We start from the raw sequence: 15,260 nt of genomic DNA on the forward strand, positions 1-15,260 counted from the left end.
TTGGGGTATTTAGGCCTGTTGAGCCAAGACAAAGTCGCGCAAGCTGGCGACACTGCGAAAATGCTCTTTATTTTGCTCAGAGTTTGCGTCAATTTTAACATTAAAGCGCTTTTGTAAGGCCAAGCCGATCTCTAATGCGTCAATTGAATCCAACCCCAAGCCGTCGCCGAACAGTGGCGCTTCGGTGTCGATATCTTCGATAGTAATATCTTCGAGCTCCAGCTCTTCGATAATCATTGTTTTTATGTCGTGATCAAGATCAGTCATAGCTTTTCAAACCTTCCTCAAAATACTGCTCTAGGTGGTCAGTCAATAATCTGGCCGCCTTGGGCTTGTCGTCAAAATCTTCAATAAGTGCATGAGGCTCTAAAGTCTCTTGCAGATATACATTAAAATGTCCCTTGCTAGGTGGCACCTGGTACCACTTCTCCCCTTTGGTTAGCATTAGGGGTTTGCAAGTAATAAAAGCCGTTAATAATGGAGCGCCTGTGCGTACTGCCACATTGGCCACTCCGCGCTTAAACTGCAAGGGTTGACCCGGTATTGTGCGCGAGCCCTCCGGAAAAATCAGCACGGCCTGCCCCTCTGCCAATGCTTGTTTGCAACCTTGCAAAAGCTCGTCGGCGCTGCCGTTACTGATAAATCCAGCCGAGCGCATAACCCCACGAGTAAACCAATTTTGCCAGAGCGCACTTTTCACCACGCAGTTCGCCTCGGGCAAACGGGCGAATAGAATTACCACATCAATCAAAGAGGGGTGATTGGCAATCACTATGCAACCGGCCGAGCGCTGCAAAAGGGCGCTATTATGCAACGTCACACGGATGAGTCCCAGTACTTCCATCAATTTCACGAAGCATGCGAAGTTTAATTGCTGTAAACGGCGGATTTTTCGTGTTTTTTCCGGTGACTTCCCCAGCCACAGACTGTATAGCGGCAATATAAACAAAGTTTGCGCCAAAGCCGTGCCAAAAAAGAACGCAAAACAAAAGCCCGTTGCCAGTATTCGCCAAAGGCGGTTCAGTCGCTTAAGCATCAGTCAATACTCGCGCCCAACACCATTGGTGCCGGTTACTGGTGTGGGTAATAGTCGCCGCATCGGCAAACCAACCAGCCAAAAAGCTCGCCAACATAGACACATCGGTGCGCGGGGTTTGCGCGCCAGACATAGTCAAAGACAGGCAGCGCCCACCCTCTTGCGGGGTACGGCTGAGTAGCATGGCCGCCGCCGCGGGCATGTCCCGCTCATCGGTAAAGGGCTGATAAAACTCGTGCAGGGGTTCGTCGGTATGTACCAAAAGCACCGACTCACTGCCGCTGGCCAGCCAGCTACAGGCCTCTTGCCAGGCGGCGGCCAGGGTATCGGCACCGGCGGCCAGTGCTAGAGACGGGGCATGTATATCCTTAAGAATTGTGAATAAACCGAGCGCCGAATTATGTACCGACAAACTAAAAGCATTGGGGCTGAGAGGTTCACCGCGAGCGAGATCTTGTAGTAATTTGAAGGTGCGCGCGGTATCGCCGTGGCGCGAGGAGAAAATCACCGGCGTACCGGCCGCCAAAGCTGGCACTAACGGCTCTGCCACCTCCATAGCCTGACGCCCCCAGCGCGTTAAACGGCGGCGGGTCATGGCCGGAACCCCTTGCGCGGCGGGCTTATCGTCGCCACTGGGCAGAGCCTCAAGGCTAAACCCCTGCCAATCAGCTTGCGTTTCCACTCCTGGCGCCCAAGCGTGAAGTTGTGATACCCACACGTGCATAATCTGTGCTCTTATTTGAGTTCGTATCCCTAAACGGCCACGGGTCGTGACCTACGGCTCTTAGCCCTTTGGCAAAACCCGTTATTTTACACTACTGCCGCACGGGCTCCCACTGTAATAAAAGGGTTTCACTGCCTGAAATGGGGTTATCGCTGGCATATTCGGTTAACAGCCCACCCTTAAAACAGGTATAGTTGCGCCTTTCATCCATTCCCCACTGAGGCCTCAAACTTGCTGACTCTGGAGAGCGTCACTTTCGGCTACCGCAAACGCACAGCGTGTATCGATGATCTATCGCTATCGCTGCAAGCGGGCCAGACCTTAGGGCTGCTGGGGCCCAATGGTGCTGGCAAGACGACCTTGGTGGCGCTGGTAACCGGCCAGCGCAAGCCAACCTCAGGCAAAATTTTGTTTGAGGGACAAGCTGTTGAACTCGGCCACCCAGGTATTGCACTGGTACCTCAGGAATACGCTTTCTACGAGCGACTCACTGCACGGGAAAACCTGATGTTTTTCGCCGGTCTTTTAGGCCTGGCGCGCGACATACAAAAAACACGGGTGACACAGGCTCTGTCACAAACGGAATTAACCCACTGTGCCGACCAAAAAGCGGGCACCTACTCAGGTGGACTCAAGCGCCGATTGAACTTTGCCATAGCGCTGCTGCAAACCCCCAAGTTATTAATTATGGATGAGCCAACAGCCAATGTGGACCCACAATCTCGCGCCTTTTTGCTCGATACCATTGCCCAAGTAAAGCAACAGGGCACAGCCATTATTTACACCTCTCATTTACTATCCGAGGTGGAAGCCATTGCCGATCACGTTGCACTCTTACATCAGGGTAAAATATTACTGGAGGGCGAGCTGGCCACACTTCTGACCGAAGATCACCGCCACCTGGAAGTGCAACTGAGCGAGCCGATCAGCGAGCACTGCCAAAGCCAATTCACCTTAGAGGCACTGGAAAACCTGTGGTACCGCTGCGATTTGCGCAGCCAGTCTGTACCTCCCGGCGCCCTGCTGGCAGCGCTGGAAGCTGATGGGGCGCATATTCGTCAACTGCGCTACGGTCAACACCGATTAGAAGAGCTCTATCTGCGCGCCCTAGCCGAAACGGAGGGTAAGCCATGATTGCGCTGCTCGCGGCCATCAAAAAAGAAGCGCTGTTACTCGTTCGCGATTGGCACGCTCTGGCCCTGCTGTTTATTATGCCGCTGGTTTTTATTGTCATTATGTCGATGGCATTGCAAGAGCGGTTTGGCATTGAAGGCGGCGTGCAGCTAACCGGACAAATACACGACCTAGCTCAAAGTCCTTCCAGCCAGGCTTTTTTACAACAATTGCGCGGCACGGATCATCTATCGCTCAACGCCCATCAAGGCCCCCTGAGCCAACAAGGTGATTTATTTGCCATTACCCTGCAGCCGGCGTTTGATCAAGCGCTGGCAGGCGCCAATAATCAGGCTGGGGTACTGATTACCTTTGCCGCCGAACTGGGTAAGCGCGAACGAATGTTAGTTGGCGCGGCTGTGCGCGAAGTGTTCGCCGTCTTTAACAGCACGTTAATTGCCGAAGACCTCGGTTACGATCGCGACTACGCCGAAGCTGAGTTTTTACGCACGGGTTTTATCGAAGTCGATACAACCACACCATCAAGCCTTTCGACTCCGACAGCGGTGCAGCAAAATGTTCCCGCCTGGCTAATTTTCGCCATGTTCTTTGTGGCCGTGCCTCTGTCCACCGCTGTCATCAGTGAACGACAACTTCGCACTCTGGCACGAGTAAAAACCTTTGGCGCCTCCACTACATTAATTTATACCGCTAAGTTAACCCCCTATTTTGTGATCAATATAATGCAATTATTATTGATGCTACTGGCGGGTAACCAATTGCTCCCCCTATTAGGCGCCGAGGGGCTGGGCTTAGCCGTTGCCCTTGGCCCGCTTATGGTCATTGGGGTTTGCACCAGCTTGGCAGCGCTGGCTATGGCCAGCTTGCTGGCCGCCACCGTCAGCAGTACAGAGCAAGCCACCGTCACTAGCGCCGCGATCAATATACTACTGGCCGCCATTGGCGGTGTTATGATTCCCGTGTTTGTAATGCCGCCGACCATGCAAGCCATTGCCGCTTGGTCACCCATGGCTTGGGCTCTGGATGGTTTTATTGCCGTACTAGTAAGAGGTGGCTCTTGGGGCGCTATTGCCCTACCTGCACTTAAATTATTGAGCTTGGCCTGCGTATTAATGATCTTGGCCATCGCCCTATTAAAAAGAGGACAACAGGATGGTTAGCCCCGTCTCTGACGAATTAAAACTGCGACTAAAGCAAATTATCATTGAAGAGTGCGACAAAGATGAGCTGACGCCCGACGACATTGCCAACGATGAGCCCCTGCTCACTGGGGATTTGGATTTGGATTCGCTGGACGTACTGCAAATTTGTATGGCGGTTAAAAAGGAATACGGTGTGCGCATTGAGGGCAACACCGCGGCACGGCGTGCCCTGAAAGATATTGATGCACTGGCTCAAACCATTGCCGACGCCACTGCCGAATGAGTGTTTGCATTCGCCAACTAGCCGCCCATTGCAGCCTGGGGAGTGATTTATCCTCTTGCGTGGAGTCGCTCAGCCGCCTCGAGTTGCCCGCACCCGTAAAGCGCCATTTCGATTGCTCTCACGAACAAGTGGCCATTCCCTATTTCCGGATGCGCAATAAACCCAGCGGTGATTTTTATCAAATCCTGATCAACCGGCTCGCCAACTTGCTGGATCGCGCCGAATTAAATGCTGACGACCGTTTAGACACAGCACTGCTGATCGGCTCTTCATCTTTTGATGTGCATATATCCGAGCAGCAATATCAGCAAGACCTCGCCAAACTCGGTGACCAGGCCGCCGTGTCGATGCCCATTGTCGGCTATGGCAAACTGGCCGAAACTTTCGGCGAAAGCTTGGGGCTTTCATCGCACCGCTACACATATTCAACCGCCTGCACATCCAGCGCCAACGCCCTGCTGTACGCCAAGCAGCTGATCGAGCAAGGGCAAGTAAAACACGCACTGGTGCTGGGACTAGAGCCGGAAAACAACACCAGCGTGCTCGGTTTTTACGGGCTGGGATTAATCTCACCCAGCGAGCAAATGCACCCTTTTGACGACGATCGCGACGGGCTGGTACTGGGTGAAGCCTTAGGTGCGGCACTGTTAAGCGCGGCCGATGTTACCCCTGCCCCAGAGCAACGCTTTACCTTGGCCGGCGGGGCCATTGGCACCGACAACCACAGCCTAACCGCCGCCCACACCAGCGGTTCGGAGATTGCCCGAGTCATTGATCAGGCGTTACAGCAGGCGAAAATTTCGCCCGCCGATATACAGGCCATTAAAGCGCACGGCACCGCCTCATTAAAAAACGACGAGGCAGAAGCGGCCGCGCTCAATCGAATTTTTGCTGGCGCCATTCCTCCCGCTTTCGCCCTTAAGCCCTATATTGGCCACACTTTGGGCGCCTGTGGCGCGCTGGAATTGGCGTTGACATTAGGCTGCTTGCAAACGGGCTACCTGCCGGCCACCCCCTCAGCTAAAGGCGATGGCGGCCTAGGGGTAAAACTGCTGCGGCAATTAAAACCCAGCCAGCCGGGGTATTACCTACTCAATTGTTTTGCCTTTGGCGGTAATAACAATGCACTGATCATTCACGACCAAGGCGAGAAAGGCAGCGAGTGATGTATATTGAAAATAGTTATTCTCTGCTGCATAAAGTAGACGCCCAAAATCCTGTGCTGGCCGATGCGCAAGCGGTCATACAACAGTGGCACGGTAAACGTATTCGCCGAATCGATCGCTATATTCAGCTATGTGTAGCCGGAGGCCTGGCCTGCACAGGTAAGCGCCAGCTGCCCCCCAACACTGGGGTATATATGTCGACCCGCTGCGGGGCAGTATCCACCTCAGCGAAAGTGATGCACACCATTGAGGCAGAACACGAGCTGCCCAAACCCCTGCACTTCGTCAATACACTGGGCAACTCGGCGGGCTTTTACCTCACCCAACTGTTACAACTCACCGGCACGGCACTGGTGCTCTCGAAAGAAAAACTGTCTTTTGAAGCGGCGCTGCTACACGCCATGATGGATATAAAGGCAGGCCTGTCCGACTGCGCTCTTGTGGGGGCGTTCGATGAAGTGGCGCTTCCCATTGCCGATCACTTAAACCGACTCGATGCCGCACCAGACGCTCCGGCTTTATTTGAGGGCAGCCACTGGTTACTGATTGGTAAAAATGCCACGGATAGCGCCATCAGCGCCCCCGCCTACGCCAAATCAATCAGCGATTTGTTACCGACGACTGCAACTTCAGCACCCAAAATTCAACTCAGCTTTATGCCGACTGATGTTGAGCGTCAACAGCTCGAGGACTACCCTTTTGAGGTATTTTGCAGGGAAGAATTAGAGGCGGGAACCGTACCGCACGGCGCTTTCAGCGGTGCCTCAATCGCCGAGGCTAGGCATCACCCCACGCCCTGTCTGCACATCTCACGGGGCCACAGCGGCCACTATTGCGCGATTATTCTTAACGACGCTAAGGCAAGCTAACCCGCAGGCGTATGATCGTTGGGTGCCTGACCCCAAGTGTCGAGGTCAGGCCGTTTTCCGGCTAGGACCGCTTAACGCCGCCGCCAAGTGATATCCTGATCCAAAGCGACGGGGGTGCGCCAATTGGTGCCGTCTTCGGACTGCCATTGGTACCTATCGCTGGAAATCACTTTCATCTCGTTTTCTGTAATCAGAACATCCACTCGAGGAGTAAAAAATGGAACAGTTTCGATGTGCGACCAAGAGATGCCATCGGTCGATCGGTACAAGGGGTAACCACTGCCAACGGTGATTATCCCCCAGGCTGGAAACATATAAAAAGCACCTTTAAAGTACTCTACGTGATTGTTCCAGAACTTGCCTACCTCTCTATCACTGCCCGCGAGCTCCCAGTGCTGACCATCAGAACTCGTCCAAACATCGGATAACAAATTTTCATTGCTCTCCCTGAACCCACCGGCCACATACAGCCTATCGTCTGACGCATAAAACATATGTTGTCTGCGAGTGCCAAATGGCAGATCCGTCGCTTCTAACTCCCAAGACACACCATCTTCGCTAGACCAAAGACTGACTGCGGAGTCAGACCAACCCTCCGCTTGTAACGCCCAAAAGCGTCCATCGAAAACCAACACTTTTCCATCGTAAATCGGGATATTGCCGCCCCCTATTAAGCGCCAGTTTAGCCCATCACTTGAGAGCCACACCCCGTGCCCGACACGGATACCTGTGCGATCAACTTGCTCGTTGTAAGAAGGCCCCTCACCCGAGAACATGTAGAGTTCACCGCCGAACTCCAACACCTTTGCGTCTGCTACTTCACCAAAATCGGCGTTCGCCGTTTCGAGTTGCCAGGTAATGCCATCAACCGACGACCAAATTTCGGAGCTGTAACCATCGATACCGTCCTGATAAGGCTCTTGTTGATACATGCCTCCAAAAGCCCACTGCTTACCGTTAAATTCAACATGGGCAATATCCAGATTTGCTTCGAACGGCAATTCAAGCGGCTTCAGCTCCAATACATTAGAGCGGTACTGCTCGTTCTGTAATTGCAAAAAGCCATTTTCAAAAGATGGCCTGTAGGAACCGGAAATCATATCGAATTGCGTAAAATTATCCGTAAGCGGCAACGAATCAGCCGACGATACACTCCACTGATTGCTCGACGCACAGTAATAGGAAACCTGGAAGCCGCAGCTCGCGTTGGGAATACGCTTAACTTGTACATTCCCCTCCTGCGCCTGCCAGGTAATACGTGTGTTATCTTCGCCAATCAACGCCGTCAGTTGATCTACAACGATGCCGATATCAAGCTCATAACGAGCAACGGTCTCCTGATAATAATTGTCGGCCGCTTTGGTGGCTGAGATTTCTACCAAACCCGCTTTATGGACGCTGACCTGACCAGCGCTATCAACCGAAGCAATCGTAGAGTCGCTCGAGGAAAAGCTGATCTGTCCTTCACCGGCACCGCCTGACAGTGTATTTTCCGGTACCTCTGCACCAACTACGGTGTCGAGAAAACCGTGCTCGAATGCCAAGGGCTGCTGGGGATACTTCTCCAGGGTCAAGGTAAAAGTGGCACTGGCTGACTGGTAGTGATCATCGGCGGCTTTGTTCGCGGTAAGGGTAACAACGCCACTACCAACGGGGGTTACCAAACCATCGGCGCTCACCGTGGCAATACTCTCATCGCCACTGCTGTAGACAAGCTCACCCGTACCGGCCCCACCGCTTACCGGGTTGGTAAAAGGTTCCGCGTCAAAATAAGCGGTCAACTGCGGTTCGGCAAACGACAGTGCCGGTTGCTCAGCGGCAACCACCACTACCTGAACCATAATACTCGCCGAGCGATACTGACCTTGCGCCGCCTTTTCGATTTCTACTTGCGTTTCCCCGGCTGAGACTGGAGTGAGCTCACCCGAACTGCCTACCGTTACGATTGAGGGGTCGTTAGACGTATAAGCTAGCGCCCCCGAACCGGAGCCGCCGCTGATATCCAGCGTCGCTGTTTCAAACATCACGACCTCTATCGTTGATAAAGGACTGGTTAACGCCGCTTGATTCGTGACGCTACCGCCGGATTCACCGGTGCTTCCTCCCCCGCCCCCACAGGCCGCCAAGGCAAATAAAGCACTCAAAGTAACAAAAAGTAATAGGCATCTACGCAGCACTGCACACATATGAATAGTCCTTATTCTCACCAATGGAATTAAAATTCAAAGGTACAGTTTTATTAAATAAAATAATGTTATTAATTGTTAGCCTGCTTACACCAGCCTTTTAGCTGCTGCCAAACCTGTTTTTCTTGTTCGGCGCATTGGCGCAGCTTATCGGAGACGACCTGTAGCCGTATGGCCTGTTTGGACTTGCATTCTTTAACCACCGTAAGCGCAAACTCACGCCAAGTATCGCCAACGTCGGTCATGGCTTTGGAGGCCTCAGCCAGAGCATCATCGTTTAAAAGTTTGGCCGACTCTTGCAAGAAAGAGGCATAGACAAAGCGAAAGCCCGCTCCGCCAGTTCCTATCTCCTCTTGCATACGAACGATGTGCCCGAGATACAGTCTCTTATCTTTTTCACTACCTTTCAGTTTATCGATTTTTTTCGCCAGATAATGAATACCGCGAATACCAATCACCGGCAGAGGCGCACCGGTCATAACTTTAACGTTTTTGGCAATCGCCTCGCGAATAACCCGGGGGTAGTCGATACTCTCCGGCACAGACTCGATGGTGTACATCAAGCCCTTCGGGGCTAATGGGCCACGCACAAAGCGCGCTTTGTTTAAATCGCGCGGGGCAATTTCCATCGGCTCTTCGAACACCGGGTCGCTGATTTGATAAACATCATCGCGCTTGCCGTAAACCAACAAATTGTGGGCGTTAAAATGAAAGCGCATCTCTTCGGGGAAATACGGCAAATAATAAACCGAGGTTTGCAGCCCCACTAAAATGTTCTGCCCCACCAAATCGTCCAGCGCGTTAGCGGCTGTCATTGGGTCTTTGAATTTATGGAATTTTACTCCTACCCCTAAGCGCTTGCACAAGCCTTTAATGATGGCACGCGGCGGCAGCCGGTAAGCAATTAAGGGTTGGCCACCGAGCTTAACGATGGGGATATAGGCAAACGCCAATGCGTTGGCCAGGCCAAAAGCCATGGGCTCACTCAAGGGCAGTCCGTGATGGCTCAGCAGTGATGAGATAACACCGCTTTCACAGTGGGCCGACTGATTGTGGGAAAATGTCATTCAGGTTTATCCGGCAAAGATTGTATTTGTTCTATGGGGCGATCCATGGCCTCGGCGTAGCACTGTAAAACGCTATCGCTTAATCGGGCAAAGTGTCGGGGGTTGAAGTGGCGCATCACCCGCCAGCGCCATAAGCCGGTGAGCTGACACAATAGCGGTAAGTCCATACGACAGTCGTACATATGAAAATACAGCGGGGATTTTCGTCCGGCTAACACCTCTGCGTGAGCCTCTTGGGCCCACAACTCAAACTGAGCCACCGCATCGCGGGTAGCAGTGGCCTCTACTTCCCAGCCGGTACTCTGCACACCTTGATATTCACCGTCCTGCCCTTGGGCATACAACAGTTTTTTATGTCCGGCGTAGGTACTGCTCTTATCCTGGGGTACTTCATCGGCACGCACGGGCCACTCCTTGTTACAACTTCCAGGTTAAACGACTTCCAGCAACATATAAGATACCGAGAAGCGACCGCTTTCAGGGATATAGCACAGTAGTTTCTGGCCGCGCTTTAATTGACCACTTTTCAACAGATCATCAATCATAATGTAAATGGACGCAGCACCTGTGTTGCCTTTTTCCGGCAAGTTGGTAAACCAGCGCTCCTGATCAATACCAAAATCGGCGTTTTTCATGCATTGGTCTAAACGATCACGGAAGTAATGCGATGAGTAGTGCGGCAAAAAGTAATCGATTTGATCGGGGGTAATGCCGTATTTGTCACGCAATTTCGGCAGAGTTTTTTCCGCCGTATAGGGCATGATATGTTCGTTCAGCTGCTTAACATCTTGCTTGACCGACATAAAGCTATCGGCGGCGGCCTCGGCGCGGCTAACCGCCTGCCAACCGGTTAACGAGCCGTCTTCTTCTTTGCGACCGCCGGCATACATACAGGCAGTCATTTCATTGGCGTAAGACAGCACGTCTATCCACTCAACTTTCAATGCTAACTTATCCGTCGGTTTTTCACTTTGCAGCACCATCGCCCCGGCACCGTCGGATAACATCCAGCGCAGAAAATCTTTCTCGAATGCAATCTCTGGGTTGGCTTCCAGCTCGGCAATTCTCTGTTCCAGTTCCGGCGAGAAGTTATCCGCCTTCATGGTATATGAGGCCGCTTCGGATGCGGCGGCCACAGCGGAGGAGTGAACGCCCGCTGCAACACTTAAAAAGGCGTACTTGAGCGCCGTCATACCGCTGACACACACACCTGAGGTGGTGGCCACTTCGCAGGGCGGGCTACCCAATTCGCCGTGCACCATAGCGGCGTGCCCCGGCATTAACTGATCGGGGATGCTGGTGGCGGCCGCCAGGCAGGTAACAGACTCAAGCGGCACATCATCCGCCAGAGCTTGCTTTACTGCGTGAGCGCAAAGTTCCGCATTGGTGTAGTTATGCTTACCGGTTTGCGGATCAATCGCGTAGTAGCGAGTTTTAATTTGGTTGCTGCGTAAAATTATTTTGCGCGAGCGTGAAGCCCTTGCGCCAACCTGGCCCAAGAGTTTTTCCATATCATCGTTGCCCACCGGTTCGTTGGGGAGAAAGCTGCCGGTGTGCGTTATATAAACTGTATTGGCTGACATCGTGTATTCGTACTTCCAGTGCTAGCTAGTCTTCGCCCGAAGGCCAGGCATAATATTGTTTTTGTTGAGCGATGCGCTTTTTCATAAACGGGGCAAAAGCGAATTTAACCAGTGTGGTTATCGGCACTACCGTTAGCAACATCAACACCAAAAACGCGACATAAAACATCGCCAACAGCCGCCGCACCTTTGAGGTATACGAGCCATTGGCCAAAAATAATTTTCCCCACAGGTAAAAACTGCGGGTCACCAGTTTTTCACTGGCAATTAATTTATCGTTGACTTTTACCGCGGCAAGTCCCTGCCAAAGCGTTTCATCCAGCGGCTGATTTTCATCAAACCGCTGTAATATAGCGCGCCCCAGGCGTGAAGCCTCGGCGACGTCCTGATCGCTCACACCGGCGGGCGGCACCAAGCCAAACCAATGCGGCCCTTTGCGCCCAGTTAGAACCCACAACGGAGTCGCAAAAAAGCTGGCCACAGAACCGGCGGCATCCACTAACACGGCATTTCCCACCAGCTTAGCACCTAAATTTTGCAGATGCGTTTTAACCTTTTCCTGCGCTTGCAGCCACATATTGCGACAGGCGATTACCGTTACAACCGGCTTATTGGCCAACAATTTAGCGGCCAATTCGCTCTGCAGAAAAGATGAAATCGGGATGGATGGCGCCAAGTACCACACTTGGTAGGCCAGAACGACTAAATCATAGTCATCGGCCAGATGTTCGGTCGCCATGTCCAGCTCACAGGGTACCTGATGCGCCGATTCCGGAAACACATTAATAAAGCGCAACATTGGCCACGGAAAGGGAAAAGCCTGCGCAGGTTGCACATTAAGAAAGTCGACCGTAACCCCTGGCGCCTGCTGTAAAGGCTCTACCACTGATTTCGCGACTCGATCTAGCTGTCCGGTTTGCGAGTAGTGTACGACCAACACCCGCTTACTTGTTTTATCTTCTGCCAAGCCGCCTCCCTTGTGCTCTGCATAAGTCTCATTATCAAAGGGATCTGACCCTGCTAAACTGGGCCTAAGTTTACCATAAATGAGTATCGGGTCATGGGTTCTATGTGTTTTCGCTATATTCTGCTTTTCTTGCTGGTTTTGGCCCAGGGCGCGGCCGCACACCCTTACACGCTTGTGATCAAAGACAATCAACTGCCGGGCGCTGCGCTCTATATTGCCGTCTACTCGGATGCGGCAACCGGTTGGGATAACCACCCCGACCTAGAGCTTAAATTTACCTTGCCGGACAGCAAAGAAGTTCACTACCCACTGGATCTGCCCAGCGGCCACTACGCCCTGCGCGCTTTTGTGGATTTGAATGACAATCAGACGCTAGACACCAATAATAAAAACCAACCCCGCGAGCCTTTTAGTACCAGCATAGGATCGGGACGCAAGCGGCCCAGCCCCAGCTTTACTAAGAGTATTCGACCATTAACGGCCAACTCACCGGTCATTGAACTTAAATTGCGCTACCCAAAAGCGACGCAAGACACTGACCCGCCGGCCGCCTCACAAACGAGCAGACCGAATTAAAACTGGCTTAAAAGCAAGATGAGTCTGAACAGGCAGAGCGCTCAGAGGCCTTGAGTTAAGACTCACTGTCAGCAGAGGTTGCGGTGAAATTGGCACTGAGGCGGCATTCTCCCGCCACTTGCAGCTGCACCTTACCCTTGGGCCAGCGTGCGTCCTCCCACTGGATACTCACCGTATCGCCCGGAGTGACCGCCCCCAGAAATTTCACTTTGCTAAACTGCGGCATGCCTCCGCTAGGGTAACGCCGTTCAAACGCCTGATGAACAAGACTTAATAAATAGGCACCAGGCACTATCGGGCTATCGGGAAAATGCCCCTGAACACAGGGCAACTCGGCTGTTACAGTAAACTGGTCCGACATGGTTTATCATACTGCCATTGAATTATTGAAGCTAAACGCTATGGAATTATCCGCAAACATCGAACAACTTTTACCCCACGCGCCCCCCATGGTGCTGCTGGATTCTATCATTGAGCACAGCGAGACGCATATACTCTGCCAATCCAACTCGCACTTGGCCCCGGACAACCCCCTGCGCACCGGCGATACACTTTCTGTTTACGCCGGTATTGAATACGCCGCGCAAGCGATGGCGGTACACACCCGCCTCAGCGGCCAAAATACAGCGGATGCAGCCCCGCGCAAAGGGGTCATTGCCGTCGCCTCTAAGCTGCAGGCTGCAGTCAAAACCCTGGATGCAATCCACTACCCGCTGGACATTCGCACCGATATCATCGCCCAGACCGCCGACAGCACACTTTGCAGCTTCACCCTAGAGGCAAAAGGTACAGTCATTCTGCAGGGGCAGCTAACCGCTATGCTAGTAGCTTAATAATGACCACTCACTTCCACCTGGTGGACCTCAGGAAAGTACCCACCTGGGAGGAGGCCCCCCTGCACTTAAAGGGTCGGCTATGCCCCCGGCAACTAGAGCGAGCTCAAGCACTGCGCCGCCCCGACATCCGGCAGCAGCGCCTACAACAACAACTGGCCCTATTTGACCTACTAGATTACTACCTACCCGAAGACGTCCGGCCTATTAGTATTAACCGCAGCGAAGCGGGTAAACCTGCACTGACTCATCACCCCAAGTGGCACTTTAACATTAGCCACAGCGGTCACTGGCTGGCATTGCTGCTCAGCGATGCTTGTGCGGTGGGAGTCGATTTGGAAGTGCCAAGCAAACCCCGCCCGCTATTGACCATTGCTCAGCAGTACTTCAGTGAACAGGAGTTTGCTCGCCTGCAAACACTAGAAAGGGATCAATTACAGAGCGAGTTTTATCGGCTCTGGACTCTCAAGGAGGCTTTTTTTAAAGCGCGCGGTACGGGTATTGCCGAGGGGCTAGGGAAAATTGATTTTACTCACAGCCAAACCCCGCAATCTGAACAAAACTGGCCGCTGCAACACTGGCAGTTTTATCACCAAAGCTTAACCCACGAGGACGAAACCCTGTACCTGGCCGCGGTGTTCGGCCGGGCCGAGACACTGCCCAAGCTGCGGACTGATTACCCTATTGCAGGGTAAAGCGTCCAAACAGAATGCAGTGTCTCGCCGGTGGTAGCGCTTAAGCGCGCTTAAAAGTTACGGTGTACTCGCCAAGACCTTCGTAGGCGATGGTGGTTTCCACATCAAACACCATATTGACAATACCTTTAAACGAGCCGGTGATAATCGCCGCACCAGCTTTTAAGCCAACCCCGCGCTCACCCATATAATTCACCAGCCAGACCAAGCCATCAATGGCGCGATCGTTCGGGTGCTTACCGTCAAGCTCGCGCACATCATCACCCTGAGTGACTTTTAACTGTATGGCATTCAGGCCAATGGCTGTGCCTTTATCAATTTCAGGGCCAACAAAAACCCCTTGGTTAATCATGCAGTCGGCCAGGCTTTCAAAAAAGCTCTGCTCAGCATCATCGGCGTAACGGCTTTGCATTAACTCCAGCGCCATATGTGCACTACCAATGGCATCGACAATATCGGCCTCACTGTAACCGCCCTCTTTAACCGGCAAGTCTTGCCCTAATACAAAACACACCTCAGGCTCTACTCGAGCGACACCCTTATCTTCAAACAGCTCTACCGTATCGCTGTCTTTTTGCACGTTAAAAATAGGCGCTGCAATAATTTTGTCTTCTGCTGGCGGCAGCAGACACTTCCAGCCGCCGACTGTTTCGATCTTAGCCATTTCGGCCTGCACCGCCAACGCATCATCAATGCTGTTCGGACGAATAGATTCATCCAAACGAGGGGCTTTAGTGCCGGCTTTGCGGCGACTCAATAACTCTTGGGCAGCTTTTTGAAAGTCTGTCATATCAGGCTCCATTTTTTGTTAACGATAAAAGCGACACTATACAAGGTGATAGGTGTTTATGGGTAGCTTAAAGCATGCAGAAATGGAGCGAACAAGGGTATATATAAAAAGGCTCTTTAATGATGCCCACTAATTTGTCAGGAACAAATTAGGACAGCCCGGCAAGGGCTGGCTCGAAGAGCTGGGGCGCAGGGAAGCGCCCCGTCCAC

18 protein-coding genes are annotated in these 15,260 nt (G+C 52.5%); 8 read left to right on the plus strand and 10 right to left on the minus strand.

The features are described from left to right. Window positions 1-9 precede the first annotated feature (9 nt). Genes Q4563_RS14745 through Q4563_RS14755 form a run of 3 tightly spaced genes read right to left on the minus strand, consistent with a single transcriptional unit; the run spans window position 10 to window position 1,718 of the window. Window positions 10-267, minus strand: a complete 258-nt coding sequence (locus Q4563_RS14745; RefSeq protein WP_215976111.1) for a phosphopantetheine-binding protein — start codon at window positions 265-267, stop codon at window positions 10-12. Next, the gene (locus Q4563_RS14750) at window positions 260-1,036 is read right to left on the minus strand and encodes a lysophospholipid acyltransferase family protein (RefSeq protein ID WP_215976112.1); all 777 of its coding nucleotides are present in this window, start codon (window positions 1,034-1,036) and stop codon (window positions 260-262) included. The genes Q4563_RS14745 and Q4563_RS14750 overlap by 8 nt, the downstream gene beginning before the upstream one ends. Beyond that, entirely contained in the window at window positions 1,029-1,718 is a 690-nt protein-coding gene (locus tag Q4563_RS14755; protein WP_303604997.1) for a beta-ketoacyl synthase chain length factor, read from the minus strand. The genes Q4563_RS14750 and Q4563_RS14755 overlap by 8 nt, the downstream gene beginning before the upstream one ends. Before the next feature lie 273 nt (window positions 1,719-1,991). On the opposite strand from Q4563_RS14755, the gene Q4563_RS14760 reads away from it, so the two are divergent. Genes Q4563_RS14760 through Q4563_RS14780 form a run of 5 tightly spaced genes read left to right on the plus strand, consistent with a single transcriptional unit; the run spans window position 1,992 to window position 6,354 of the window. Continuing rightward, window positions 1,992-2,894 carry an ABC transporter ATP-binding protein gene (locus tag Q4563_RS14760; RefSeq protein WP_303604998.1) on the plus strand — a complete coding sequence of 301 codons (903 nt, stop codon included), beginning with the start codon at window positions 1,992-1,994 and terminating at the stop codon, window positions 2,892-2,894. Beyond that, complete coding sequence (locus tag Q4563_RS14765; protein ID WP_303604999.1) at window positions 2,891-4,054, plus strand: ABC transporter permease; 1,164 nt, start codon at window positions 2,891-2,893, stop codon at window positions 4,052-4,054. Before Q4563_RS14760 ends, Q4563_RS14765 begins: the two co-directional genes overlap by 4 nt. Continuing rightward, window positions 4,047-4,319 carry a phosphopantetheine-binding protein gene (locus tag Q4563_RS14770; RefSeq protein ID WP_215976116.1) on the plus strand — a complete coding sequence of 91 codons (273 nt, stop codon included), beginning with the start codon at window positions 4,047-4,049 and terminating at the stop codon, window positions 4,317-4,319. Before Q4563_RS14765 ends, Q4563_RS14770 begins: the two co-directional genes overlap by 8 nt. Next, window positions 4,316-5,485, plus strand: coding sequence for a beta-ketoacyl synthase N-terminal-like domain-containing protein (locus Q4563_RS14775; RefSeq protein ID WP_303605000.1), 1,170 nt, complete (start codon window positions 4,316-4,318; stop codon window positions 5,483-5,485). The genes Q4563_RS14770 and Q4563_RS14775 overlap by 4 nt, the downstream gene beginning before the upstream one ends. Continuing rightward, window positions 5,485-6,354, plus strand: coding sequence for a hypothetical protein (locus Q4563_RS14780; RefSeq protein WP_303605001.1), 870 nt, complete (start codon window positions 5,485-5,487; stop codon window positions 6,352-6,354). The genes Q4563_RS14775 and Q4563_RS14780 overlap by 1 nt, the downstream gene beginning before the upstream one ends. Before the next feature lie 71 nt (window positions 6,355-6,425). Here Q4563_RS14780 and Q4563_RS14785 read toward each other — a convergent pair whose 3' ends face one another. The 5 genes from Q4563_RS14785 to Q4563_RS14805 form a co-directional block, all read right to left on the minus strand. Next, window positions 6,426-8,540: an Ig-like domain-containing protein gene (locus Q4563_RS14785; RefSeq protein ID WP_303605002.1), complete on the minus strand. Its 2,115-nt coding sequence runs from the start codon at window positions 8,538-8,540 to the stop codon at window positions 6,426-6,428. 71 nt (window positions 8,541-8,611) lie between these two features. Next, window positions 8,612-9,607: a BtrH N-terminal domain-containing protein gene (locus Q4563_RS14790; RefSeq protein ID WP_303605003.1), complete on the minus strand. Its 996-nt coding sequence runs from the start codon at window positions 9,605-9,607 to the stop codon at window positions 8,612-8,614. Next, on the minus strand, window positions 9,604-10,011 hold the full coding sequence (locus tag Q4563_RS14795) for a hypothetical protein (protein ID WP_303605004.1): 408 nt from the start codon (window positions 10,009-10,011) through the stop codon (window positions 9,604-9,606). Before Q4563_RS14795 ends, Q4563_RS14790 begins: the two co-directional genes overlap by 4 nt. A gap of 27 nt (window positions 10,012-10,038) precedes the next feature. After that, window positions 10,039-11,190 (minus strand): beta-ketoacyl-ACP synthase III, encoded by a 1,152-nt coding sequence (locus Q4563_RS14800; RefSeq protein ID WP_215976121.1) that lies wholly within the window; start codon window positions 11,188-11,190, stop codon window positions 10,039-10,041. Window positions 11,191-11,215: 25 nt separating this feature from the next. Then, the gene (locus Q4563_RS14805; RefSeq protein WP_215976122.1) at window positions 11,216-12,157 is read right to left on the minus strand and encodes a dialkylrecorsinol condensing enzyme; all 942 of its coding nucleotides are present in this window, start codon (window positions 12,155-12,157) and stop codon (window positions 11,216-11,218) included. A gap of 93 nt (window positions 12,158-12,250) precedes the next feature. Between Q4563_RS14805 and Q4563_RS14810 the strand changes: the two genes are divergently transcribed. After that, the gene (locus tag Q4563_RS14810; protein ID WP_303605005.1) at window positions 12,251-12,733 is read left to right on the plus strand and encodes a DUF2141 domain-containing protein; all 483 of its coding nucleotides are present in this window, start codon (window positions 12,251-12,253) and stop codon (window positions 12,731-12,733) included. Between the two features lie 55 nt (window positions 12,734-12,788). Here Q4563_RS14810 and Q4563_RS14815 read toward each other — a convergent pair whose 3' ends face one another. After that, window positions 12,789-13,094, minus strand: coding sequence for a MaoC/PaaZ C-terminal domain-containing protein (locus Q4563_RS14815; protein ID WP_215976124.1), 306 nt, complete (start codon window positions 13,092-13,094; stop codon window positions 12,789-12,791). Between the two features lie 40 nt (window positions 13,095-13,134). On the opposite strand from Q4563_RS14815, the gene Q4563_RS14820 reads away from it, so the two are divergent. Both Q4563_RS14820 and Q4563_RS14825 read left to right on the plus strand, forming a co-directional pair. Continuing rightward, window positions 13,135-13,566, plus strand: coding sequence for a hypothetical protein (locus tag Q4563_RS14820; RefSeq protein WP_215976125.1), 432 nt, complete (start codon window positions 13,135-13,137; stop codon window positions 13,564-13,566). Window positions 13,567-13,568: 2 nt separating this feature from the next. After that, the gene (locus Q4563_RS14825; RefSeq protein ID WP_303605006.1) at window positions 13,569-14,261 is read left to right on the plus strand and encodes a 4'-phosphopantetheinyl transferase family protein; all 693 of its coding nucleotides are present in this window, start codon (window positions 13,569-13,571) and stop codon (window positions 14,259-14,261) included. 40 nt (window positions 14,262-14,301) lie between these two features. Here Q4563_RS14825 and Q4563_RS14830 read toward each other — a convergent pair whose 3' ends face one another. Next, on the minus strand, window positions 14,302-15,051 hold the full coding sequence (locus Q4563_RS14830) for a hydratase (RefSeq protein WP_215976127.1): 750 nt from the start codon (window positions 15,049-15,051) through the stop codon (window positions 14,302-14,304). Between the last annotated feature and the right edge of the window lie 209 nt (window positions 15,052-15,260).

The organism is Gilvimarinus sp. 1_MG-2023, assembly GCF_030548285.1.